Genomic DNA, 24,856 nt, shown 5'->3' on the forward strand with positions numbered 1-24,856 from the left:
TTCTATCACCTGTTTTTTTCAAAAGTGGTTACCTGGGATAAACCGGTTTCTTTCTCCCGGAGAAAGAATTGTCGGGAAGTTCCTCTGGTTAAAAGAAAATTTTCTAAATTGGACTAAATGTATTAAATAACAGGAAAATTAAATTAATAAAAAAACAATAAGCATGACCCAAAAAAAAATAAAAATCTTAGTAGTCGGCTGTGGCAATATGGGAGCTTCCCATGCACTGGCCTATCACCAACTTGATGGATATGAGATTGTAGGCCTGGTATCAGGAGGAAAAACAAAGGAGGTACTTAATGAAAAACTAGGGGGAGGCTATGCGCTGTATGATGATTATTTTAAAGCTATGGATGCTACCAATCCGGATGCGGTGAGTATTTCCACTTATCCGGATACGCATGAAACCTTTGCTGTTGATGCTTTTGAGAGAGGTTGCCATGTATTTGTTGAAAAACCTCTGGCAGATACGGTGGAAGGAGCCAGAAGGGTAGTCAATGCGGCCCGTAAAAACAATAAAAAACTGGTAGTGGGCTATATTCTGCGGCACCACCCATCCTGGGAAAAATTCATTGAAATGAGTCAGAAGCTGGGGAAGCCCTTGGTGATGCGCATGAATTTGAACCAGCAAAGTGAAGACAAAATGTGGACCTTGCACCGAAATCTCATGAAAAGTCTAAGTCCCATAGTAGATTGTGGGGTACACTACATTGATGTAATGTGCCAAATGACCCGGTCAAAACCCGTTCAGGTATATGCCATAGGGGCCAGATTGACGGAAGAAATTCCAGCGGGTAATTACAATTACGGCAACTTGCAGATTAGGTTTGAAGATGGATCTGTCGGCTGGTATGAGGCTGGCTGGGGACCCATGATCAGTGAAACGGCATTTTTTATCAAGGATGTTTTTGGCCCGGCAGGCTCTGTATCTATTGTAGCCAAAGAGGCAGGAGGAAGTGGAAAATCGGACAGCATCGAAGCCCATACCAAGACAGAGTCTTTATTGTATCACCGCTCTGAACTGGACAAGGATGAAAAATTTGCTCATGAAGATGAATGGGTTGATTTAACAGATGAGCCGGACCACAATGCTTTGTGTAAACGCGAACAGGAATATTTTCTTCAGTCTATCCATGAAGATACTGATTTGAGTAACCACATGGAAGATGCTGTCAACAGCCTGCGAATTGCTTTTGCATGTGATGAGTCGGTCAGGACAGGTAAGGTGGTGCCTTTGTAAATGGGCTCCTGACCATTTACTTCATTTTCTCATCAAATTTTTGATTTATTCTTTTATAATGGAATGGTATGACAGAAGAATTTAAGCCTGAGCATTTTCAGGTTGGCATCATTGGACTTGGCTTGATGGGCAGTAGTATCGCAGCTTGCATGTTGATGGCCGGGCACCCGGTAGTTGGTGTTGAGCTGCTGCCTGAGGCCTTGGAAGCAGGTAAACAAAGGGTAAGAAATCATTTCAAATTGGCCGCTGAAAAAGGGTTGATTCAGGATGATGTAGCGGATTATCTTAAAAACTTTTCTGTTTCAGGGGATTTAAAGGCCTTGAGTAAGAGTCAGCTGATCATTGAGTCAATTAAAGAAGATAAAAAATTAAAAGCGGGTATATTTCAGGAATTGGATGGAATTGTAGGTAAAGAAACCCTCATTACTACCAATACCTCGGCCATTCCGATTACAGCCTTGCAGCAGTATGTCAGCAACCCTGGCAGGTTTTTTGGTTTACATTGGATGGAACCTGCTTATACTACCCGGTTTTTGGAAGTAATCTGTGGTGAAAAAAGTGACCTTGAAAAAGCACAATTTCTTTATGATTTGGGTGAACTGTGGCAAAAGGAAACAGTATTGGTTAAAAAAGATCTTCCGGGATTTATTGCCAATAGGTTAATGTATGCCATGTATCGGGAGGCCATGCACCTGGTGGATGGGGATTATGCGACAGTAGAAGACGTGGACAGGGCCTGCAGAAATGTAGCGGGGTATTTTCTGCCCATGATGGGCGTATTTCGCTGGATGGACTTTACCGGCATTGGCAGCTACAGGGAGGTAATGAAGGACCTGTTTCCTACCCTGAACAACGATGCTACTCCTGGCAAGGTAATCAATGATATTGTAGATGCGGGAGGAAAAGGGATTTTTAATGGGCATGGGTTTTATGAGTATACCCCTGAGGAGAGGGAAGTCTGGCAGGAGTTATACAATGAGTTTTCCTATGAAATAAGAGAACTTACCCTGAAGTATCCTGCAGACATTATCCAAAAGAAATTGGAGGAAAAAAAGGCCTTGCAGGCATCCGGGCCCGCAAAGAAAAACCAGGAAGATAAAAGTTAATGCAAGGCAGGCTTGATGGGTAGGTTTTTGATTACTTCTCCTTCAAAATCCATCATTTGGTGCAAGCGATCGTAAACGGTTTTTTCATCAAAATATTCCAGCGCCAGTTCTACATAAATGTTGCCATGTTTGGCTTCTGAGGTCCAGAGGTTTTTGTAAAATTTCTTCAAACTCTCATCGTCCTGGGCTTCAGAGACCATTCTAAACCTTTCACATCCCCTGCATTCCACAATTGAGCCCAAAAGCATGCGTGAAAGAAACCTGCTTTCGGGAGTTCCTCCATGAGTCAATGGCATCAATTGCCGGATATATGGATCCTCTTTCATTTCTTTATTCAAGGCCACTTTTCTTTGTTGCATGAGTTCAAAAACCTGTTGAAAGTGCTCCAGTTCTTCTATGGCCGTCTCGATCATTTCCGGAATGATTTTCTCCCTGTCTGGATATTTGGCTATCAGAGAAGTAGCCATGGCAGAGGCCTTTCTTTCGCAATCTGCATGGTCCTGAAGAAAAGCCTTAAAATCACCCATGACGGCATCCAACCAGGCTTGGGAAGAGGAAACTGTAAGGTCTATGGAGTATTTCATAATGGGAAAATGGAAATTTTGCAATCAAAGAAAACAAATGTAGTATTTCTTTTTCATTTTTGTAGTTCCTGAGCTATACCCGACCCGACAAAATCCATGCAGGAAATAATCAAAACCTACACCAATCGATTTCAGGTAAAACCACCCTTTTTCCAGGATGTACCTGCTGTGGACCTATGCCTGGTAGTCGTCATACCCGCCTTTAATGAACCAGATATACGCAGTACCCTCGATTCTTTGCAACATTGTAAATGCCCGGAGGGCACTGTTGAAGTCATCATCGTAATCAATTCAGGGGTCGGTGCAAATCCATCCATTATGGAAACAAACCAGCAGACGGTTGACCAAATTGAATCCTGGAAAAGCAGGCAAGAACAAGGATTCCTGCAGATAAGAATCATACGGGAAGAAAGACTGGCCGCCAACAAGGCAGGAGCAGGTTGGGCGAGAAAAATAGGGATGGATGAAGCCCTGAGACGTTGGGGTTTGCTGGGCAGGGACGGACCTATCCTGTGTCTGGATGCTGATTGTGAAGTTTCTCCGGATTATTTTCAGGCGGCGCAAAGAGGATTCAACAATCCTTCCATCAATTTGGCCCATTTCCAGTTTGAACACAGGTATGAATTGGAACCGGACCAGCAGCTTAAAATGGGAATAATTCAATATGAACTGCACCTCCGTTGCTATATCCAAGGCCTGAAATGGGCAGGTTATCCTTTCGCCTGTCATACCGTGGGCTCTTGCATGGCGGTAAAAGCTGCTGCCTACGCCAGGGCGGGAGGGATGAATAGAAGAAAGGCAGGAGAAGATTTTTACTTCATGCATAAATTAATTCCGGTGAATGAATTCACCTATTTAGCTGCCACAGTTTACCCTTCCTGCAGGCTGTCAGATCGGGTTCCATTTGGTACGGGTAGGGCTCAGTTGGAGTATGTGGCCGCAGGGATGCTTGAAAAGCTAAGTTATCATCCGGATATTTACCGTAATCTGCAAGCCTTTTTTTTGCAGGTTCCGTTGCTTTACTCCCATCAGCCAGGAGCATTACCGCTTCCAAAACCCATTTTGGAATTCCTTCGTGGCGTCAATTTTGAAATGCAGGTTTCGGAAATAAAAAGTCAATCCAATGGCGAATCTGCCTTTTTCAAAAGGTTTTGGCAGTGGATGGATGGATTTATGATCCTCAAATTGACACACCATTTAAGGGACCAATATTTCCCTTCCCTTCCGGTTCAAGTGGCTGGCAATGAACTAATGTCTCTAATTTGGACGCATCCTAAAAAGCTTGACTTACCGGATTTACTGGAAGCCTTCCGGAATTCAGACCAAATTTAGTCGTCCAAAAGGTCAACCAATACAGAGATTTGCTGGTTTTCTTCGAGATTGATTTCAAGCCCTTCCATCAATTCTTTCCCCGTGTAAGTATGCCTGGTTTCGCCCTGAGGGAAGGTTACCTGGTATTTTTTATCCGGAGAAATGGTAAACCATTCCGGAAATTGATTGATCCTGGGGTAGTCCAATGGCAATTGAAAAATCTTTTGGTGCCTGGGTGCATCAAAATTGATTTTTCCCTTCCAGGGTTCCTCGCTAAGGAGGGTAAGCAGTATGCCATTTTCTTTTGGAATGGCACCCAGATACAATTGCTTGTGCCAGGGACTTGCAGTAGCTCCCTGACTTTTCCAAAGGCAATACATCAGGGTAGTCCTGGCAAAGTTCCCGTCTCCATGCCAACCTTCAATGATGCCATTTCCACGGTAGGCTGCCGTGCCGCTTCTGTAGGCTGAATCCTGAAGGGACCACATGTGTTGGGTTTGGCTGTCAATCCAGGTAGCTGTCTTACTGCTTTTTTCCCTGTTATATAAGTTGAGGGCGGATTCTATAGCATCTGCATAGCCATCTGCACTTCCCCTTTCCCAATCGAAATACTCGTATTGATCCAAATTCCCGAGGGCTTTTAAAACAGCCGTTCTGTATGCCTCATGTTGGTCCAGTAAATACACACCATAATAGGCATTGAAAGTATAGCCAAAGGTATCGGCAATGCCTTCATCCAGAATTTCCCCGGTTTGAGGGTTTATTTGATTGTAAAAAAGCCCATGGCTGTTGGTACCTACTTCCAATATGCGATCCAGCATGCGATAAATGGCCGGCTGGTAGGCTGATTTCTTATCCGCTGCTGCGAAAGCACTGGTAATATACAATTCACATAATCCTGAAACGATCTCACATCCATGATCCCGAAGTCGCAATACCTCAAAATCATCTGTAGGATGCTGCTGGCCAAGTAAATAATAGTCCCCTAGTCGTGTGGCCCATTCCAGGTATTTTTTATCACCTGTCATCCAGTATACCCTGGAAAGCACTTGCAACAATTCACCATTAACTTCTACATTCAATGAGGGAATCAGGCCAAAGGGAGTTTCGTATTCGGCATGCTTCCAGATATCATCTACCAGCCCGATCATCCGGTCCGACCAGGCTGTTTTTCCAATGTATTCTGTGAGGGGTAATAATCCATCTTTCACATACTCTGAGGCTCCGAAAATAAGGTCATCTTTATTTAAGGTTTCCTGTTCAAACCCTTGTTTCGAAAAAGAATAAGTATCTGGAAGCCTGTCCAATCTATTCGTTACCTTTATCTCGGTTTCCAGTATTTGCTTCATTTGGCCTTGGTACAAGTCACTGTCCAGAAGGGCTGCAGTCATAACCATGAAGGGATAATTGTCAGCTGCAGCGTCTTTGGCATTCCAGATATCCTGGCTATCTCCCAGATTTCGAGGGATCAAACCCGTTTCGGGATCGGCATAAGCCAGCCAGTCTTTGACAAAATTCAGGCTTCTACTATATCCTTCATGGGCCAGGTAGCCATTTTCCATGGCTTTTGATACCTCTTCCTTTGCAGGAGGATCTATTTTCTCCTTGCAGGATCCCAGATACCATCCTATCAGGAAAAAAGCAAATAAAAACCATAGACGGGGAAAGGCTGAACGGCGGAAGTATTTCATATTGGATTTATTGTAAGATGAGTCCTTTTTCGAAATTGGCCCGGATGATTTGATGTGGAACAGATTGGCTTACGAAATAGGTGCCTGAAAAACTTTCTTCGTAGCTCTCGGCAAATAAAGGATTGGTCAAACCGTTGAATTGAACTTTAAGCTTGTACGCAGGCTTGCCCTGATACGTCAGGCTTTCCTCAACCTGGACCCAGGCATGAATGTAATTAGGTTTGATCAGAAGTCTTTCCTGTCCTTCTGGCTGAGCATAATTCATGGTGGATGTGGGAATTACATCAAAAAATGCCAAATCTGTTTCAAATCCCACTGTTAAAGGAAGCTGGCTAAGGGTACCATAGAATTGATAAATATCAATCAAACCTGCATTGGGTATTTTCAATGTTTGCACGCCCTGAGCTTCATTTGATGCGGTTATGGTGATGCTGTCACTTTCGTACGCAATTACTATTGCCGTATTGTTGAAATCAAATGACCTGGATTCCGGAAATCCGTCTTCTGTTTTTATATTTAATTCAACAGGAAGTAAATCCAGTCCATCTGCGTTCAAGGCAGGTATAAAATCCCCAGATCCTGACGTCAGGGCATATTTTTCAGCCTCCCTAAAGCCACTGATGGTCTCGACCAAAAATGGCTCAAAATCGTCTGAAATGGTAGCTTCAGTACCCAGGTTACTTGTTTCAAACAATTGTAAAATAGCTGTTTTGAGCTGAACGGTGTCGCTGGTCTCATCAAAATTTTTAAAAATTTCCATAAAACCGGCATTCATTTGTTCTACCTGTTTGTAGGAGAGCCTTTCAGTAAGGACTGGTTGGTTTTCCGGGTTTTCCGGGGCCTTGTACCGGACAAGAATCCGCTGCAAACTGTCTTCGCTGTTTTCCTCCTGAAAATCAATGTTCCATATAGGTAAGTTTTCGAAAGAAAAGGCAAGGTCTTTTCCCCAGGAAGCCTGATCCAGTTTTTCAGGATTATTTACAATTTTCATTTGATCGATGGTAGGCTGATTGCCTTCAAAGGCATTGTTTGACAAGGGTAAAAGGGTAGGAATTGGTTTGGGGTCGATTAATACAGAATTACTTGTATAGTTGGCTACTGGAGTCAGTTCACCAAGATCCAAAGAATGGATATCAAAAGGAGTAGTTTTGAAAAATGAATTTGAAAGCAGGTTTTCGGGATTCAGAGCGTATTTATGGATGGTTATGGTCTCTTCGGGTTTTCCTTCGATTTTGTAGATGTAAAAGGCCCCCCGGCGATCGGTGCCCTCATTGGTTGCAAAAATTCCTGGCTCCCCCTGATAATCCCGGATAAGGAATTCGAAGCTTTGGTTCATTGCTGTTCCCTCAGCCAACCCGGAACCTTTCAATAGGTTAGATGTAGGTATATAACTGATTTCTCCTGATGTAATAGGAATTGGACCCTCTTTAGTGAAAATTTGACCATCAAGATCATTTATCAAAGGCATGGGAACATCCTGTTGGTCAACATTTAAGTGGATGACAATTTGTCTTCCTGCCACTTGAGCGAAGGAAATGTTTCCTTTGACACTTACTTTGTTGTTTTCAATTTTATATAAAAAGTCTTCATTTGATTCGGCGGAAGAAAAGTGAGCGTCTTCCAATAGGGGAATGCATGAAGTAGGGTAAAAACTTTTTCTGTCAATGGTTCCTTTCCACTTTTCATCCACGTTCAGGGGTTTTTTTAGCACCAATTCATTCCAACGAATGATTGGCGTATTTAATGCCGTCAAAATGTCCGGAAGCAAGATGTAAATCCGTTCTTTTCCTCCTGGAAAGATGCGAATTTGATTTAGAGGAATTTTGACCGTTTTTTCCGGGGAAGTGATTTCTAAAAAATTGCCGTTCGAATCAGGTGTGGCCATTGGTTCGGGACATGGCTGAGCACTGGCAGTAAGAAACACCAGAAAATATAATGCCAGGCTTAGCATCAGCACTATGGAGTATCTATCAGGCATATTTATCGGTTTAGGGTATACCAATAATCAAAACACCTTAATTTAGCATTATTTGATCAAATAAAAAATCTTCCTTAAAATAGAGACATGGACTTCGCCTGATAATAATAGAAGACAAACTTGTTCATCCTTTTCTGTACCTATTTCAGGGGGAACCTGCCTGACCAAAATTTCTTTTTTAATTCAGGAAATATTTGATAGAAAGGAGGTAGCCATTAGGCAATTACTTACAGGGAATCCAACCAAAGACTTACTTTTTCCTGAAATGAATGACAATTTTGCCGGTCTTCCGCTATAAAGCTATTGCTCTCAAGGGATCCCAACACAGTATCTCTTTCATTAAGATCCTGGTATACCATGTTTCTGAAATTATTGTCATAGTCTTTTTTCCTCGAATTCAGGATTTGTTTTGATAACCATGACCTGAAAGACATAGCAGCGACCAATAATTTTTTTAAATGTTGATCGGTAAATTCCTCCGGTTTAATTTCCTCAAGAGCCAAAATCAGGGATAAGGCATGTGTAGTTTTTGATTTTCCGTATGCTTGCCCCAGTTTTTGATACGCTTTGTGAAGGGCAGTCCAACTGCTGATACTCCCTTTCTTTATTGAGGCGACAAGATTTTCCAGGTCAGTTTGCCGGATCATTTGTCCACCCACATTAATCCATGATTCCAGAGTACTGCTTTTGGATAAAAGCACCCGGATGTCCCTGGCGGACGGATATGAGTCTTGAATTGTATTTTCAAGGAGGCAATAAATGGGATAATATTGAAGGATTTGGCGATAGATCCGGTAGGCTTGCCGAACTTTGATTAGCCGAACGTTTCTGTTGCTGTTTTCCCAACCTTTGGCGAAAATATCCAGGCGGTCAACAATAGGGTCTTCTGAGACAAGTAATTCCTTACCTTTTTGACGGACCATTGCACTGTCTGCGGAGGTTTTTGGGTGGTAATGTCTGAAATAGGCAAGACCACACAAATCTTCAAGTATTGGCAGGCTTTTAAAAACTTCCATCATACTATCCGGTCCTAAGTAATGAAACTCCAGTTTTTGTATTGGGACGATCCGCTTGTCCCTGTCCTGGTATTTCCAGGCATTTCTAGCCAAAGCATACATGTTGTACAGGAACCAATAGGCAGGCATGATGGTCAATTCATTGTTGTGTACATCATTGCTGATGAGTGAAAAAGGCAAGGGGATGTCCATTTCCGCCGGGTAATCTCCCTTGGTAATCAGATTGAAAGTAGCAAAGCGTGAATTGTGCTTCAGGCTGACACACAATCCCGGCCAAAAACCCCTTCCGGCTATCAGCTCACCATCAGCTCCCCTTGAATTGTGGTTTGAACCTACCGTTGCTCCGGCTGCCATATTGCTTTGGCCTTGTACCAATGCGGCACAAAGAAATGAATTGTTGTGATGCTGCTCATGGGCAGGGAATATCAGGGAGTTCAATACTTCACAACAGGAAATGGTGGCATTAGAACCCAGATAACTGTTGATCAGCCTTGCCCCATACTTCAATTGGGAGTGGGAAGCCATGAAAAAACGGACAGCTTTTACACCATAAAAAACCGTACAACCCTCACTGACGATCCCATTTACCAATTCGCAGCCTTCCCCGATTTGGGTCCCGGATTCGGGAGTCGAATGAATGGTCAGGTTTTTCAATTTGTTGGCTCCCTTGATATAGGCATCCGAACCAATCCATACATCCTTGAGGATGAGCGTATTTTTTATGATGCAGCGGTCTCCCACCTTTCCGTAATAGCCTCTTTTGTGGTCAAATGCTTTTTGGGTAAAATCAAGAAATTGACTTTGTAAGACCAAATCTGCCCGGTACCTGGACCAAAGCCAGGCATCTCCCGGCAACATACCGCTAAATGGGGCTACTTTGCGACCTCCGTTTTCATTGCAAAGCTCCAACCAGATCCTGACTTCTTCTGTTTCCCCTTCCTTGACGATGCCATTACCGAATTTGGCATGGCTGGTAGTTGCCATTTCATTGATATTCACCAGCACTACCTCATTTCCCAGGATGTAGTGTGACAGGTAGTGGACATTATCGATGACCACATTGTCCCCAATATCGCAACTGATGATATGGCTGTTATAAATCCCAACAGGCATTCGGAGATTATGGTATTCCAGAAAACAGGGTTCCAGTTTGCCGATACGTACCAGACCAAAAAATTTACAATTTTTTACGAGGTCCGGGTTAAAGGCATCTGCCACCAAAATTTTATTCCAATCGTCAGATTGATTCCGGTTGCGAACGAGCAATTCGATTTCCTGGGCATTCAGATTCCTGTAGCTGGTTTCCGACCTGTTTTGCTTGTTCCTTAAATGGTATTCATCCTTTCCCTTAGGCAGAAATTGTTGATCAATAAATTGATAGCCCAGGGCAGATAAAGGGTGCCGGGTAATTTTATTCATGGCTGCGTGTACAATTTGGTTATTCCACAGTTACGGATTTGGCCAGGTTTCTGGGCTTGTCTACATCCAGGCCTTTGGCCAGACCAGTGTAGTAGGCCAACAATTGCAAGGGGACTACACTCAATAGGGGAGCCAGGATTTCATCCGCAGCCGGTACGGTTATGGTTTCATCAGCAATCTCATGGAAAACACTGTCATTTTCAGTAATGATGGCCAAAACCTTCCCTTTTCTGGCTTTGATTTCCTGGGCATTACTGACCAGTTTTTCATGATAGCTGTCCCTGGTAGCTACAAAAACAATGGGGAGCCCCTCTTCTACCAGTGCTATAGGACCGTGTTTCATCTCAGCGGCGGGATATCCTTCCGCATGGATGTAACTGATTTCCTTAAGTTTTAAGGCACCTTCCAAAGCAATGGGAAAATTATAGCCTCTGCCCAAAAAGAGAAAATCTCTGGCATCCTTGTATTTCTCTGCCAGGACTTCAATTTCTTTTGCCTTTTTCAATACTTCGCTGATTTTTTCCGGAATTAAAGCGAGTTCATTGATTAAATGCAGGTACCGCTCTTTGGTGAGGGTGCCTTTGGAATAGCCCAGCTTTATGGCAATAAGATAAAGAACCGTTAGTTGGGCTGTAAAGGCTTTGGTGGAAGCTACCCCAATTTCTGGTCCGGCATGGGTGTAAGCCCCTGCCTGGGAAAGTCTGGCAATACTTGAGCCCACCACATTCACTACCCCGAAAATAAAAGCTCCCTGGTTTTTTGCATTTTCCAGAGCGACCAGGGTATCTGCGGTTTCCCCGCTTTGTGAAATGGCAATGATTACATCCCCTGGATGGATCACCGGGTTTCGGTACCTGAACTCTGAAGCATATTCCACTTCAACAGGAATGCGGCATAGCTCTTCAAAAACATACTCCGCCAAAAGCCCTGCATGCCAGGAGGTACCGCAGCCCACTAGAATGATGCGATTTGCTTCCTTCAAAATCCCCTCATGCTTGTCGATTCCTCCCATTCGAATGGTTCCTGCTTTCGGGTCAAGCCTTCCCCGCAAACAATCAAAAACAGCAGTAGGCTGTTCAAATATTTCTTTTAACATGAAATGTTCATACCCTCCTTTTTCTATGGCAGCCAATTCCATATCTAATTGGGTAATAAAAGGAGTTATGCGTTCGTTTCCAGGATTTTTTAATATGAGTTCATCCGGCTTTACGATGGCCATTTCATAATCATTGATATAGACCACCTCTTTGGTATATTCGATAATGGGCGAAGCATCAGAGGCCAGGAAATGCTCATTCTTTCCTATTCCTATTACCAATGGGCTTCCCTTTCTGGCAGCAATCAGAGTGTCTGGATGATCCTGATCCAGCAAAATGATGACATAGGCTCCTACGATCCGTTTTAAAGCAATCCTTACGGCTTCTTCCAGGCTTTCTGCATCGTTTTGGTAAATGTCATCAATAAAGTGAAGCAACACCTCTGTATCAGTATCACTTTCGAAAACATATCCCTTGCTGATCAATTCCTTTTTGATGGGAGCAAAATTTTCTATGATACCATTGTGCACCATGGCCAGTTTTCCGGACGAAGATCGGTGGGGATGAGCATTTCTATCAGAAGGTTCACCATGAGTGGCCCAACGGGTATGCCCTATACCTGCCCGGGCATGAAGGTTTTTGCCTACCAATGAAGCTTCAAGTTCAGCCACTTTCCCCTTTTTTTTATAAACCTGGACTGTCTTGTCCAGCAGCGCCACGCCGGCACTGTCATAACCCCGGTATTCCAGTCTTTGAAGACCTTTTAGAATGATTGGATAAGCTTCTCGGGAACCAATATAAGCAACGATACCACACATATGAAAATATCAAAATATTATTTTATAAAAGTAATTTAGTATCTATGAGATCGAAATTTAATAAATAAAAAGTAATAAAAACAAATGCAACATTTGTCTGAATTGTTAAAAAAATGTAGAAAAGTAAATAGAAAAAATCTAAATTTTCTTTCCAGAAAAAAAGTTAATTTAAAAGTTTAAAGATTGATGAAAGCGTGTTCCTAAAATTAATTTTGATGCATAGAAGGATGCTTTTCCTTTAAGAATCCTGTCAGCAATGTTGAAAGTATTTATTTTCAAAATACTCTAAATTTTTTTCAGTTTCCGGATGTAAAGGGATTGACCCAGTTTTTGTAAAGCTGGTGCAACTCCTTCAGAATTTCCGGGTGGTCCGCAGCAAGGTTTTCGGCTTCGGTGACATCTTCTTCCAGGTTGACCAGGTAAAGTTTATCTGCTGCTCCAAAATTCAGGTTACCGGTGGGGTCATTGGGATTGCCTAGTAATTTCCAGGGTCCCTTTCTTACGGCCCAGGGATGGTTTTCATTGTCAGGAAAACCGGTTGCCCAATACATGACATCATGCGGACTGGATTCTTTCTCGTTTAAAATCAAGGGCAACAAGCTTTTGCCATCAATTTGCTGATCAGTCTCAAGCTTGATATCAGCCATTTCTGCCAATGTAGGTAACCAATCCACGCTGTTGGCCCAATGGGTGCGGCTTTCATTTTGGGGAAGCATAGCAGGGTAACTGATGATAGCAGGAACGCGTATACCTCCCTCCAGCATACTGAATTTGGCTCCATTGAAATCTCCTGCATCCCCTCCACCGAAAAAGGCCCTCTCTTCTACGCTGTGTCCATGGTCAGATTGGAAGACAATTATCGTGTTATCTAATTTTCCTGTGGCCGACAGGTGCTGGTAGACCTCCCCAATCAATTCATCCAGCGTAGAGACAAAGGCGGCATATTCTTTTCTGGGGCTTTCCAGTTCACTGTATTTTTCCAACCATTTTGGGTTTCCCTGATAGGGGTAATGAGGCATGTTGATAGCCCAAAAGGCAAAAAAGGGCTTTGCGTCATTTTCTTCGATAAAACCTTTCATTTCCGAAACCATCAGATCACCAAAAAACTGCCCGGGTCGGTAAACTTCCTGATTGTTTTGATAGAGGTCATGTAAATTGGGTCCACTCCAATAAAAAAAATGGGAATAATTATCTATGCAGCCCCTTTGGTGGCCAAAGAAATAATCAAAACCTTGTCCGTTTGGAAGCTTTTCCGGGGTATGGCCTAAATGCCACTTCCCAATCAGGCCTGTTCGGTAGCCATTGGCTTTAAATACCTCGGCAAGGGTGATTTCTGAAGTAGGCAAACCAGATTTTCCTTCAGGATCTACATGAGGAGGGGCTACATTTCCAAAAAGGCCGGCATTAAAATTGTATTTTCCCGTCAATAAGGAAGCACGGGAAGGAGAACAAACAGGGGCTCCTGCATAAAATTGGGTGAATTTAACGCCTTTTTCTGCCAACAAATCCAGATTAGGGGTCAGTATATCTGTTGAACCATAACTGCCTAAATCTTTATACCCCTGATCATCCGTAAGGATAACCAACACATTTGGCTTTTCCTGGGCGTGAAGACTATGTGAAAGTATTCCGGTCAATAGCAATAGTGCTAAGATTAATTTCAACATTTTAAACTTTTTTTTATTTTAAGAATTAATTTAATCTTTATACAAAATAATATTAAGTTTACGATTAAACTTTTTTTCACATGGAAAATGTAAATATATTCCTGATTCCAACTTCCGGTTTAGGGAACAGAATGAGGGCAATTTCTTCTTTTATATACTTCAAATCCCTGCTTAATGCTGATTTAAAGGTTATCTGGATCCCTGATAAGGGCTTAAATATTGGTTATCAGGAATTATTTCAGAAGAGTTCTGAATTCGAATTGTTAGCGCCTGAAGTTAAGTATAAATTTTTCATTAACCGTAAATCCCTTACCGAAAATAATTTTCCGGTTATCCGTTGGATTATAACCATTTACCATAAAATTCTTTGTAGGGTATTGGGGTTTGATTGTCTGTTAATGGATAAAGATGTCAAAAAAGGTGTCGATCACCTGAAAAAAATCTGTGCACATAAGAAAAACATTCTGGTGATTACGGGAAATCAATGTTTGGACTACCAGGATGGGTTCCGCTTCTTTGTTCCAGCCCAGGAAGTCGCTTCCAAAGTAAAAGCTGCGAGAGAAAACTTTAGGGACCATATGATTGGCATACATATAAGAAGAACAGATCACAAAAAAGCCATTGAAAATAGCCCAGTTGGGCTTTTTGAACAGAAGATCGAAGCTTATCTGAAAGTAAATCCTGAAAATTTTGGAGCCTTTTTAGCTACTGATGATCCTGAAACAGCTGAATATCTACAGTCAAAATTTCCGGATGTAGTGGTGACCTACCAGAAAACTTTTGGTAGAGATACCAGGGAGGGAATGGTTGACGCTGCTGTGGAAATGTTTTTGCTGGCAGGGACTAAGAAAATTTACGGATCATACTGGAGTTCCTTTTCAGGTGTGGCCAAGAGAATTTACGGTACTGAGATTGAAATCCTCCATGTGTAAGCGTATACTGCCCATTGTAGGCGATACCTTTCTTCAGAATTTATTTAAAAGCAACTGGTTTTACGAAAATAATATTTAAATGAAAATTGGATTCCTTTCTAATACGCTGTTTTTATTATTCATTTCCATTGCTTCTTTACCAGCACAGGAGCAACTCGTCTGGTTCGACCCATTGGAGTCGGGCAAGGAAAATATAGTGCACGGAAAAGCAGGTGCTGCGTCAGCGTTTTCCAGGTTACCGGACTCACTGATGAATGAAGTCAGGGAGCCTGTCTGGAGGCTTTCCAGACATGCGGCAGGTCTCAAGTTGAAATTTTCCACCGATGCAAAAAAGATCACCGTCAGGTATACCGTTTCGGGAACCCATGGCATGCCGCACATGCCTGCTACAGGGGTAAGTGGTTTGGATTTGTATTCCAAAAACGAGGCAGGTCAATGGATTTGGGTAAAAGGTACTTATTCCTTTGCTGACACCATACAGTATGAATTCCTTATTAATGATATCAAGCAGGAGGATAAAAACTTTGACCTTTACCTGCCACTCTACAATGAGGTTTTGTCTATGGAGGTAGGCATACCGGGAGGCGCCACACTTGACTTTCTGTCAAAGGATCCGTCTGAGAAGCCGATTGTGGTGTATGGAACTTCTATAGCGCAAGGTGCCTGTGCTTCCAGACCGGGAATGGCCTGGACAGCTATTCTGGAAAGGAAAGTGAATCATTCGCTGATCAACCTGGGTTTTTCGGGGAATGGTCAGCTAGAAGAACCTTTAATTGAATACCTGGCAGGAATTGAGAGCAGCATTTATATTTTGGATTGCCTGCCAAATTTAGTGCGGGATACTTTTGGGGAAAATGAGGTTAAGAAAAGAATTTCCAATGCTGTACGTTATTTGAAAGAAAAAAGACCAGATACCCCCATTATTTTGGTTGCACACGCAGGCTATACCGATGACCTGATCAATATGGAAAGGAAATCAGCCTACCAAAAGAGAAACATTTGGTCAATGCAAGCCTATAAAAAGTTAATAAATGATGGGTTTCAGGGCATTTATTATTTGGATAAGGATGCCATAGGACTCGAAATGGACGCTACCGTGGATGGTACTCATCCTTCCGATCTGGGTATGGATCAATATGCCATCGCTTATGCCGCTCTTGTCAAGGAGATTTTAAAATAGGGTATCCTGAATAAAGGAATGAAATCAATAATTAATTACTTATTCAAAAAAACAGATCAAATAACCAACTCCTTTTTATAGGGACTTCGGTAACTCAGTCTCCCTGATCCATTTTAGGATGTGAACATTGCAGAAAGAAGCCGGGCTGAATGTCTTTGCACAGGCATCGGCTAGCCGGTAATGGTTCCTTATTTTGGAGATGAGTTGTAAGGATTTACCGGCACTAATCCTATTCATGGCAGGGAGGTTATTTTGGTGGATCTCATAGTCATCTTAAGGCTGTAAATTCAAAATCTTCCTGGCATTTTCCCGGTATACTTTTTCTAAAACCAGTGGGGAAAGGTCAAATCCATGCATGGCCCAGTGGTAGGAAGAAATATTTCTGTCATAAAAGTGTTCGTCTGCTGTCTCTAAAATTCTTAGGGTAGTTTTGTACATGCCTTCACTTATTCCCATATCTGTGCCATAAACCAGCCGGTCTGCATACCGGGTATAAAATTTATTTACGGTTCTGGGAATGGATGCGGTTTCTGCATATCGGGCACTGTTATCGGCATATAGATTGGGGTATTTGTCAAATAGCTCACCTAACAAGCTAAGGTCATAACTGGAATTGGCATAATGGCAGGCAATAAATGTTGTTTCAGGATTTTCTGCCACCGCATTTTCCAGAATCTTCAACATGCCCTCATGATCCACTATTCCTTCCTGATCATCAAGTCTCCATTTGAAGGCATTCATTAGTCCATCATTGCTGGTATCCATGGTTTGGTACATCCAGATGGGTTCGGCTACATGAATACTAATAGGCATTCCCAAGTCGGCGCATTTCTGAATCAGTGGTTTCATTTTCGGATCATCTATGTGCATTCCAAATGCTTTGGTGGGTCTGGAATAAAACAAGCCTTTACCCTTATCTCCCAATTCACCTACTCCTTTTGCACCGGCAGCAAAACACCTCTCCAGTTCTTTCACGGCTGCAGGTCCAAAATCTTCCGATTCATAGCCGGTATAATCAAAACCACAAAATAGGATAAACCGGTCCTCGTATTTTTTATACGCCTGCACCAGGGAATCAAAAGCTGATCCGGTCTCATAGGTAAGGAGGACGGTTTTATCTATGCCTACCTTGTCCATGAGCTGTACCCACTCATCCAGCTGTGCCTCTGATTTGGCATAGGGGTGTGCATGCATATCGATGATGGGAAAGGCAGCCTTCTCTACCGCAGGACCATGGCTATTGTAAATAGATTCAGGTTTGTAATCTTTTAACAGCAATGTATTGACCTGGTTATCCGGAATTTGTTCAGCATCAGTAGAATTATCTGCTTTCTCACAGGAGAAAAAACTCAGTAAAAAAAACAGGAAAATGATGTGCGGTTGTGAATAGCGTGTCATATTGGGTTTAGGAGACATGATTGGAAGGGTGTTTTTTAATCAATTTTTTGGGTTAGCAGATAAAAGCAGCCCTTAGCGAATAAGAAAAATACACAAATATTTTAAATTTACCCCTTTACCATTCATAATATTTTCATGAAGTACTGTTTGAAGCAGTAAATTGAAAAGCTATATTTGGCTTCCATCCTTTTATGGCTGGACCACACATGTAGTCATTTAAACCGAATATGGCCTCAAGCCCAAAATTAACAGACCAAAGGCTGGGTTCTTTGGATGCTTACCGGGGGATTACCATGTTTTTATTGGTAGCGGAATCCGCCTTGATATATCGTGCCCTACTGGACATGTTTTCAGAGGGAAGCATGGGGTATATGTTTTTCCTTCAATTTACCCATCATCCCTGGAACGGTCTGCGGTTTTGGGATTTGATTCAACCTTTTTTTATGTTTATTGTAGGGGTAGCCATGCCTTTTTCTTTAAATAAAAGGCTTTCCTTACAGGGGGATAGAAGCAAAGTGACAAAGCATATTTTAAGGCGTTGCGGGCTATTGTTTCTATTTGGTACGGGGCTGCATTGTGTTTATGCGGATGCCCTGGTGTTTGAGTTATGGAATGTACTTACCCAGTTGTCATTTACCATTTTGCTGACCTATTTTCTAATCAGGTTACCATTCAGGGTTCAACTGATTATTTCTTTAGGCTTGCTGGCATTGACCGAATTCATGTACCGCTTGTATGATCCTGCTGCACCTTTTGTTAAGGGAGAGAATTTTGGATCTTTTACTGACCTGCTGCTCATGGGTAAAATTAATGGCGGGGGATGGGTAGCTATCAACTGTATTCCAACAGCGGCTCATACCCTCTGGGGGGCCATGTGTGGGAATTTGTTGTTGTCGCATCAATCCTCGTCCAGGGAAAAGATTAAATATTTTGTACTGGCAGGTCTGGGCGGTCTCCTGATAGGCTATGGCCTGGACTGGACCGGAATCACACCCATCGTTAAAAGGATCAGTACAAGTGCTTTCGTTTTTGCTTCAGGAGGATGGGCCGTATTGGCCCTGGCATGGTTTTACTGGCTGATAGATGTAAAAAAAGTAAAAAGCTGGACTTTCTTCTTTATCATTGTAGGCATGAATCCGATTTTCATTTACCTTTTTGCTCAGGTTTTGGGGCATGATTGGTTAACAGGTTTTGTAAGGATTTTCAATTATGGGGTATTTGGTGCTCTGGGCCTTTCGGAGAATTTATTGGAATTATTGAATGCGACAATTACCTTAGGGATCATGTGGTACCTTTGTTATTTTCTATATCAGAGAAAAATATTTTTTAAAATTTAGGAATGATCTATATAAAAACCTTATAAATAAAATTAAAACTAATTAATAGATATCAATATGAGTAATCAAAGGAGAGCGTTTCTAAAACTCTCCGGCCTTGCCGGAATAGGAATGATGGGAACCGGTTTTACCGGACTTTCTCAGGAAGAACAAGAAAAAGTGCTTGTTCAAAGTAAAAAACAACATGCCCAGAGGTTTAACATGTGTGGTTATGCTGCCCCTAAACTGGATGTGGTGAGGGTAGGAGTGATCGGTCTGGGTATGAGGGGTCCGGGAGCTGTCAATCGTTTGAGTAAAATTCAGGGAGTGGAGATCAAAGCTCTGTGTGACCTTAGGCCTGAGATGGTGGATAAGGTAATGAAAAGTCTGGAAGGTACTTCTCATGAGCCTGAGACCTATAGCGGGTCCACCTATGCCTGGAAGAAAATGGTGGACAGAGATGACCTGGACCTGATTTATATTGCTACACCCTGGGAATGGCATACCCCTATGGCTGTATATGCCATGGAAGCCGGCAAACACGCCGTTTCCGAAGTGCCAATCGCTATTTCCCTGGAAGAATGCTGGCAATTGGTGGAAACTTCTGAGCGTACCAAAAAGCATTGCATGCAATTGGAAAACTGTTGCTATGATTTTTTTGAACTGATGACACTAAACATGGCGAGGGATGGTTTTTTTGGAGACATCATTCATGGGGAAGGAGCTTATATTCATGATCTTTTGGATTTAAATTTTCAAAAAGATTCGGGTTATCAGGAAATGTGGAGATTGAAGGAGAATTACAGGAATGGAAATATTTACCCTACACATGGATTGGGGCCGGTCTGCCAGATCATGAATATCAACAGGGGAGACCAAATGGATTACCTTACCTCCCTATCCAGCAATGACTACCACATGAGGGCCCGGGCAGAAGAGTTGGCTGAAACGGATAATTTCTTTTCCTCCTTTGCCACCAAGAATTTTCGTGGAAACATGAACACCACTCTGGTTAAAACCAAAAAAGGTAAATCCATCATGATTCAACATGATGTCAGCTCTCCTAGGCCTTACTCCAGAATTCATTTGGTCAGCGGAACGAAGGGTATGGCCAGAAAATGGCCGGTTCCAGGGATATCTTCCGGCCATGGGTGGATGAAGGATGAAGAAGTAAAAGAGCTGGAGGAAAAATACACTCCCGAAATCGTCAAAAAAGTGGGAGAAATGGCAAAAAAAATCGGTGGACATGGGGGCATGGATTTTATGATGGACTGGCGATTAATTGACAGTCTAAGGAATGGTCTGCCTTTGGATCAGGATGTTTATGATGCAGCATTATGGAGCTCAATCACCCCATTGAGTGAATGGTCTGTTGCCAACAGGTCCAATTCCATTGATGTTCCGGACTTTACTGCAGGGTCCTGGGAAAGCAACCAACCAGTGGAACTTACCTTGAAAGGTGGTGGTACCACCGGCGTAAATGCTTGAGCGTAATAAAAAAGCTGCGAAACAGGAAATTTCGCAGCTTTAATTATTCCACATAAAGTACCAGGCCTTTCAAATAGGAGGTCTCCTGATGGAATAGGTTGACCGGATGATCAGCTCCCTGTGATAGCTGATGTAGGATTTGTGTTTTCCTTTTCGCCTCAAGACCTGCAGCTGTTATGGTATGTGTAAAAAGCTCCCGGTCAATCACCTGAGAACAGGAAAAGGTAAATATTATCCCGCCGGGTTTTATTTTTTTAATGGCCAGGGCGTTGAGCCTTTTGTAAGCCTGTACAGCATTGTGTCTGGACCGGATGTTTTTGGCAAAAGCAGGAGGGTCCAGGATGATGACATCGCATTCGACCTCATTTTCCTGCAGGTATTTCATGACATCCGCCGCCACACAGGGATGGGTATTGGGATCATAACCATTGATCTCCAGGTTGTTTTTACAAAGGTCAATGGCCTCTGAGGAAATATCTACGGAAGTGACGGTAGTAGCACCTGCCTTCAGCGCATAAACAGAAAAACCACCGGAATAGCAAAATGTATTGAGCACCTTTTTCCCTTTGCTGTATTGCTGAAGCAATTTTCTGTTGTCCCGCTGATCTAAAAAGAAGCCCGTTTTCTGACCTTTTTCCAGATCTATTTCAAAGGATACATCATTTTCCAAAATGCGGATGGGTTGTTTGGTTCCATATACCCACTCATCCCCTGGTCCAGCTTCCCAATGCAAGGCTGCTGCACTTTTGTCATAAATGGCATGGAGGTCCTTACCATAAAGGGCCATAAGAGCATCAACTATCCCCTTACGTTGTCGGATAATACCTGGATGATGCCCCTGAATCACCACATTTCCATTGTAGTAATCAATAACCAGGCCAGGCAGTAAGTCTCCTTCCCCATGTACCAGACGGTAAGCGTTGGTGTTTCCTTTTGTTTTATCAAAAATTAATCTTCTTAATTTGAATGCTGCAGAAAGTTTTTCCAGCCAGAAGGAAGTGTCAATTTCCTGATCTTTGAAGGATATGATCCTTACCATGATTGACCCGGGAGAATAGAAGCCAATACCCAACACCTGGTTTCCAGAATCCAAAACTTTAACCAGTTCACCCTCTCTTAAATCAGCAGGTTTATCTTTAATGGCTCCTGAAAATATCCAGTGATGCTTCCTTATGATAGAGATTTCTTTTCCCTTTTTTAGCGTAATTTCAGGGTAGCTATCCATGATGATTTAATTTAGGTTTCAAATTAGATACTGCAATCATTCCCTTGATACTGATGCCCAATGCGTCCAGTTGCGGACGAAGTGGTAGGTGAGACAGCTGAAAATAAAAAGGCATATATACCCCCATTCCACAACTTATGGGCCAAATGCCACCCAAAGGAGACGCTTTCTTCCCATACACTCCGGCAGTTTGCAGATTGAGTAAAGACACCAAAAGGAAAACGAAACTCCTCAATCAAAGCATAATTATTGCTTTTCCAAAATGCAAGAATCATGGCTATCAGGGTAACGGCAAAGAGGCAGACTAACCAAGAGGTCCAGAGCCATTCACTTTGCATAAAGTCACCGGAAGTTTTTACCAGAAGGGAAGAGCCTGCGTCAATAGCGATGGTTCCCGGCAGGTAAACGAAAATCAAGACCAATAACAAGGGGCCTTATTTATTTTTCTGATACATTTTTTCGCGCAGGGATTTGATCTCCGGGTCTTCCAGGTAAGATTCATAATCCATTCTGCGGTCTATGGTGCCATTTGGGGTAAATTCGATGATGCGGTTGGCTACAGATTGCACAAAGGCATGATCGAATGATGAAAAGAGAACAGTGCCATTGAAATCGATCATGGCGTTGTTCAGGGCGTGGATAGATTCCAAATCCAGGTGGTTGGTAGGTTCATCCAAAACCAGGAGATTTGGGTTTTGGAGCATCATTCTTGAAATCATGCACCTTACTTTTTCTCCTCCCGAAAGGACGGAGGCTTTCTTAAAGGACTCCTCTCCGGTAAATAACATCCTTCCTAGAAAAGTCCTGACATAAGCTTCTTCCTGATTTTCAGAATACTGACTTAACCAGTCGATTAATTTCAGGTCCGAATTAAAGAAAGAAGAATTGTCATTGGGCATGTAGGCCTTATTGATGGTTACTCCCCATTTGAAACTCCCCGACTGAACAGGGATTTCCTCCATAATGGTTTGAAAAAATTTGGTAACAGCCTGTTTGGTTCTGGATAGAAAGGCAATTTTATCTCCTTTATCCACCATCAGGTTGACATCGGTAAAGTAGGTTGTTTCTTCCTTTTTTAAGGCCAACTGATCGGTTAATAGGATCTGGTCTCCGGCCTCCCTTTCCGGTTTAAATATAATGCCAGGATATTTTCTGGTGGATGGCTTGATTTCGTCCACATTGAGTTTTTCCAGCATCTTTTTTCTGGCAGTAGCCTGTTTGGATTTGGCAACATTGGCAGAAAACCGTTCGATAAAGGATTGCAGTTCCTTTCTTTTTTCTTCAGCTTTTTTATTTTGGTCAGCTTTTTGTTTGGCGGCCAACTGGGATGATTCATACCAGAAGGAATAATTTCCGGAATAGATGTTTATTTTGCTAAAGTCAATATCCACGATGTGGGTGGCTACCACATCCAGGAAATGGCGGTCATGAGAAACCACAATGACCAGGTTTTTAAAATTAATTAAAAAGTCTTCCAACCAGCCGATGGTTTCTGCATCCAGATCATTGGTAGGTTCGTCAAGAATTAGGATATCCGGATTTCCAAACAGGGCCTGGGCAAGCAATACCCTCACTTTTTGGTCTCCAGAGAGGTCTTTCATTAACTTCCCATGAAGGTTTTCACTTACACCCAATCCTGAAAGTAACGCAGCTGCATCACTTTCTGCATTCCAGCCATCCATTTCTGCAAAATCAGCCTCTAATGTTGCCGCCTTGTTGCCATCTTCTTCCGTAAAATCCTCCTTCATGTAGATGGCATCTTTTTCTGTCATGATTTCGAATAACTTGTGATGCCCCATGATCACGGTGCGCAGTACCTCTTCTTCCTGGAAAGCAAAATGGTCCTGAGAAAGAACAGCCATTCTTTGCCCGGGAGTGATATTGACCATTCCTGTGGTGCTGTCCATTTCTCCGGTAAGAATTTTCAAAAAAGTAGACTTTCCTGCGCCATTGGCACCGATGACTCCATAACAATTGCCTGGAGTGAACTTTAGGTTTACATCTTCGAACAGGGTCCTTTTGCCGAATTTGAGGGATAAATTATCTACTGAAATCATTGTATTTGGCTACTGAAAATTTAACAAAGCGCAAAGTTAAAAAAATAATCCAGCATCACCTATTTTCCCTTGCTCTGGAAAGGCAGGGAGGAAGGCTTTTTTCTCCAGGTGTACAATTCTCCCGTAGAATGGAAATGGAATAGAAGGACCATTCCTGCAACCCAAATACAACCAGCCATCAACATGACCATGGGCATGGCGGTACCATTGTGAAACAGACTTACCATAGCCGTCACCAGGCCACCTATGGCCATGCGCATAAAGCCCATCATGGCGGAAGCACTTCCGGCATTTTTTGAGAAAGGGGCAAGAGAAATGGCAGCAGCATTCGGGACGCTCAGACCGTGACCAGTAAGGAAAATAAACATGATGCCAATCAATACCCAAACATTGAAAGCTTCAGTCCATACCCCGACAATGATGATCAGTCCTATGATCAATTGGTAGGAAAGGGCGGTAATAACAATGGTCCGATTGCTAAAGTGATTCAACAATATATGGTTGAGTTGGGTTGCCCCGATCATGGCTATGGACAAAAAAGCAAACAGCCATCCATATTCTGTAGCGGTTAATCCATAGATATTGATGAATACATCCGAAGAACCGGCGATATACGCAAATGGTGCTGCACCGGCAATGCCACCCACCAGGATGTAAGTAAGAAATTGCTTGTTATTAAGGACTTCTATGTACTTTTTAAATACCTGCACAGGCCGGAGAGAGAGGTTCCGGTCGGGTTCCGCTCCGTCCGGTAATTGCCATTTGCAGGAAATGATAATGCAGGTACAAATAATGGCCAGTAAAATAAATAACCAGTGCCAGTGGAAATGAGCAGCAATATATCCACCCAGGGTAGGGGCTATCATGGGGGAAACGGCAATCACAAGGGTTAGCATCGCTAAAGTCTGGGCAATTTTGGTCACCGGGAATAAATCCCTTACCAGGGCCTGAGCAGCTACCATTCCTACACATCCCCCGATGGCCTGAACGAAGCGCATGGCTATGAGTCCTTCGAAAGAAGACACGAAAGCACAGGCCACGGATGCCCCTACATAGATCCAGAGGCCTGCATAAAGTGGTTTTTTTCTACCAAATTTATCGAGAAGGGGGCCATAAAAAAGCTGCCCGATGGCGATGCCAATAAGATAACTGGTGAGGGAAAGCTGAACGTTTGAAATGCTGGTTTGCAGGTCTTTTGCGATAGCCGGAAAGGCTGGTAAATACATGTCTACCGAAAAAGGGCTGATTGTGCTCAGTGCTCCCAATATCAAAACCAGTATAAAATAATTCTTTTGCTCCTTCATTGATAAATGCAAAAATAGACATTTAAGCGATAAAACCGGGTTTCAGCATAACAACGTTGAAAAACCTAATAGTTGAATCCCGAAAAATG

Annotated in this window: 18 protein-coding genes; 7 read left to right on the forward strand and 11 right to left on the reverse strand. The window is 42.7% G+C overall.

The window, feature by feature from the left end:
• Positions 1-163: 163 nt before the first annotated feature.
• Positions 164-1,240, forward strand: a complete 1,077-nt coding sequence (locus GL182_RS08550) for a Gfo/Idh/MocA family protein (RefSeq protein WP_163379251.1) — start codon at positions 164-166, stop codon at positions 1,238-1,240.
• A 68-nt stretch (positions 1,241-1,308) separates the two neighbouring features.
• Positions 1,309-2,346, forward strand: a complete 1,038-nt coding sequence (locus tag GL182_RS08555) for a 3-hydroxyacyl-CoA dehydrogenase family protein (RefSeq protein WP_163379252.1) — start codon at positions 1,309-1,311, stop codon at positions 2,344-2,346.
• Here GL182_RS08555 and GL182_RS08560 read toward each other — a convergent pair.
• Positions 2,343-2,930 (reverse strand): tRNA-(ms[2]io[6]A)-hydroxylase, encoded by a 588-nt coding sequence (locus GL182_RS08560; protein ID WP_163379253.1) that lies wholly within the window; start codon positions 2,928-2,930, stop codon positions 2,343-2,345. The genes GL182_RS08555 and GL182_RS08560 overlap by 4 nt on opposite strands.
• A gap of 96 nt (positions 2,931-3,026) precedes the next feature.
• On the opposite strand from GL182_RS08560, the gene GL182_RS08565 reads away from it, so the two are divergent.
• Complete coding sequence (locus GL182_RS08565; protein ID WP_163379254.1) at positions 3,027-4,262, forward strand: glycosyltransferase; 1,236 nt, start codon at positions 3,027-3,029, stop codon at positions 4,260-4,262.
• On the opposite strand, the gene GL182_RS08570 is transcribed toward GL182_RS08565, so the two are convergent.
• The 5 genes from GL182_RS08570 to GL182_RS08590 all read right to left on the reverse strand — a co-directional run bounded on the left by GL182_RS08570 (position 4,259) and on the right by GL182_RS08590 (position 13,867).
• Positions 4,259-5,932: a hypothetical protein gene (locus GL182_RS08570; RefSeq protein WP_163379255.1), complete on the reverse strand. Its 1,674-nt coding sequence runs from the start codon at positions 5,930-5,932 to the stop codon at positions 4,259-4,261. The genes GL182_RS08565 and GL182_RS08570 overlap by 4 nt on opposite strands.
• Before the next feature lie 7 nt (positions 5,933-5,939).
• Complete coding sequence (locus GL182_RS08575; protein ID WP_163379256.1) at positions 5,940-7,910, reverse strand: hypothetical protein; 1,971 nt, start codon at positions 7,908-7,910, stop codon at positions 5,940-5,942.
• Between the two features lie 227 nt (positions 7,911-8,137).
• Positions 8,138-10,345: a DUF4954 family protein gene (locus GL182_RS08580; protein WP_163379257.1), complete on the reverse strand. Its 2,208-nt coding sequence runs from the start codon at positions 10,343-10,345 to the stop codon at positions 8,138-8,140.
• 19 nt (positions 10,346-10,364) lie between these two features.
• Positions 10,365-12,200, reverse strand: coding sequence for a glutamine--fructose-6-phosphate transaminase (isomerizing) (gene glmS / locus GL182_RS08585; RefSeq protein ID WP_163379258.1), 1,836 nt, complete (start codon positions 12,198-12,200; stop codon positions 10,365-10,367).
• 296 nt (positions 12,201-12,496) lie between these two features.
• Positions 12,497-13,867 carry a sulfatase-like hydrolase/transferase gene (locus GL182_RS08590; protein WP_163379259.1) on the reverse strand — a complete coding sequence of 457 codons (1,371 nt, stop codon included), beginning with the start codon at positions 13,865-13,867 and terminating at the stop codon, positions 12,497-12,499.
• An 80-nt stretch (positions 13,868-13,947) separates the two neighbouring features.
• On the opposite strand from GL182_RS08590, the gene GL182_RS08595 reads away from it, so the two are divergent.
• Together GL182_RS08595 and GL182_RS08600 are read left to right on the forward strand one after the other, a co-directional pair.
• Positions 13,948-14,799 carry a hypothetical protein gene (locus tag GL182_RS08595; protein WP_163379260.1) on the forward strand — a complete coding sequence of 284 codons (852 nt, stop codon included), beginning with the start codon at positions 13,948-13,950 and terminating at the stop codon, positions 14,797-14,799.
• Positions 14,800-14,878: 79 nt separating this feature from the next.
• On the forward strand, positions 14,879-15,979 hold the full coding sequence (locus GL182_RS08600) for an SGNH/GDSL hydrolase family protein (protein ID WP_163379261.1): 1,101 nt from the start codon (positions 14,879-14,881) through the stop codon (positions 15,977-15,979).
• A gap of 273 nt (positions 15,980-16,252) precedes the next feature.
• Here GL182_RS08600 and GL182_RS08605 read toward each other — a convergent pair whose 3' ends face one another.
• Complete coding sequence (locus GL182_RS08605; protein ID WP_163379262.1) at positions 16,253-17,395, reverse strand: amidohydrolase family protein; 1,143 nt, start codon at positions 17,393-17,395, stop codon at positions 16,253-16,255.
• 209 nt (positions 17,396-17,604) lie between these two features.
• Between GL182_RS08605 and GL182_RS08610 the strand changes: the two genes are divergently transcribed.
• Positions 17,605-18,714 carry an acyltransferase family protein gene (locus GL182_RS08610; protein ID WP_163379263.1) on the forward strand — a complete coding sequence of 370 codons (1,110 nt, stop codon included), beginning with the start codon at positions 17,605-17,607 and terminating at the stop codon, positions 18,712-18,714.
• 57 nt (positions 18,715-18,771) lie between these two features.
• Entirely contained in the window at positions 18,772-20,181 is a 1,410-nt protein-coding gene (locus tag GL182_RS08615; protein ID WP_163379264.1) for a Gfo/Idh/MocA family protein, read from the forward strand.
• A 43-nt stretch (positions 20,182-20,224) separates the two neighbouring features.
• Here GL182_RS08615 and GL182_RS08620 read toward each other — a convergent pair whose 3' ends face one another.
• From GL182_RS08620 to GL182_RS08635, 4 genes are read right to left on the reverse strand one after another with little or no spacing between them, the layout of a single operon-like run.
• Positions 20,225-21,406, reverse strand: coding sequence for a class I SAM-dependent rRNA methyltransferase (locus GL182_RS08620; RefSeq protein WP_163379265.1), 1,182 nt, complete (start codon positions 21,404-21,406; stop codon positions 20,225-20,227).
• A 23-nt stretch (positions 21,407-21,429) separates the two neighbouring features.
• Positions 21,430-21,834: a hypothetical protein gene (locus GL182_RS08625; protein WP_163379266.1), complete on the reverse strand. Its 405-nt coding sequence runs from the start codon at positions 21,832-21,834 to the stop codon at positions 21,430-21,432.
• Between the two features lie 6 nt (positions 21,835-21,840).
• Positions 21,841-23,463: an ABC-F family ATP-binding cassette domain-containing protein gene (locus tag GL182_RS08630; RefSeq protein ID WP_163379267.1), complete on the reverse strand. Its 1,623-nt coding sequence runs from the start codon at positions 23,461-23,463 to the stop codon at positions 21,841-21,843.
• A gap of 59 nt (positions 23,464-23,522) precedes the next feature.
• Complete coding sequence (locus tag GL182_RS08635; protein WP_163379679.1) at positions 23,523-24,767, reverse strand: multidrug effflux MFS transporter; 1,245 nt, start codon at positions 24,765-24,767, stop codon at positions 23,523-23,525.
• Positions 24,768-24,856: the final 89 nt, after the last annotated feature.

This window comes from Cyclobacterium sp. SYSU L10401, from assembly GCF_010993705.1.
Classification (GTDB): domain Bacteria; phylum Bacteroidota; class Bacteroidia; order Cytophagales; family Cyclobacteriaceae; genus Cyclobacterium.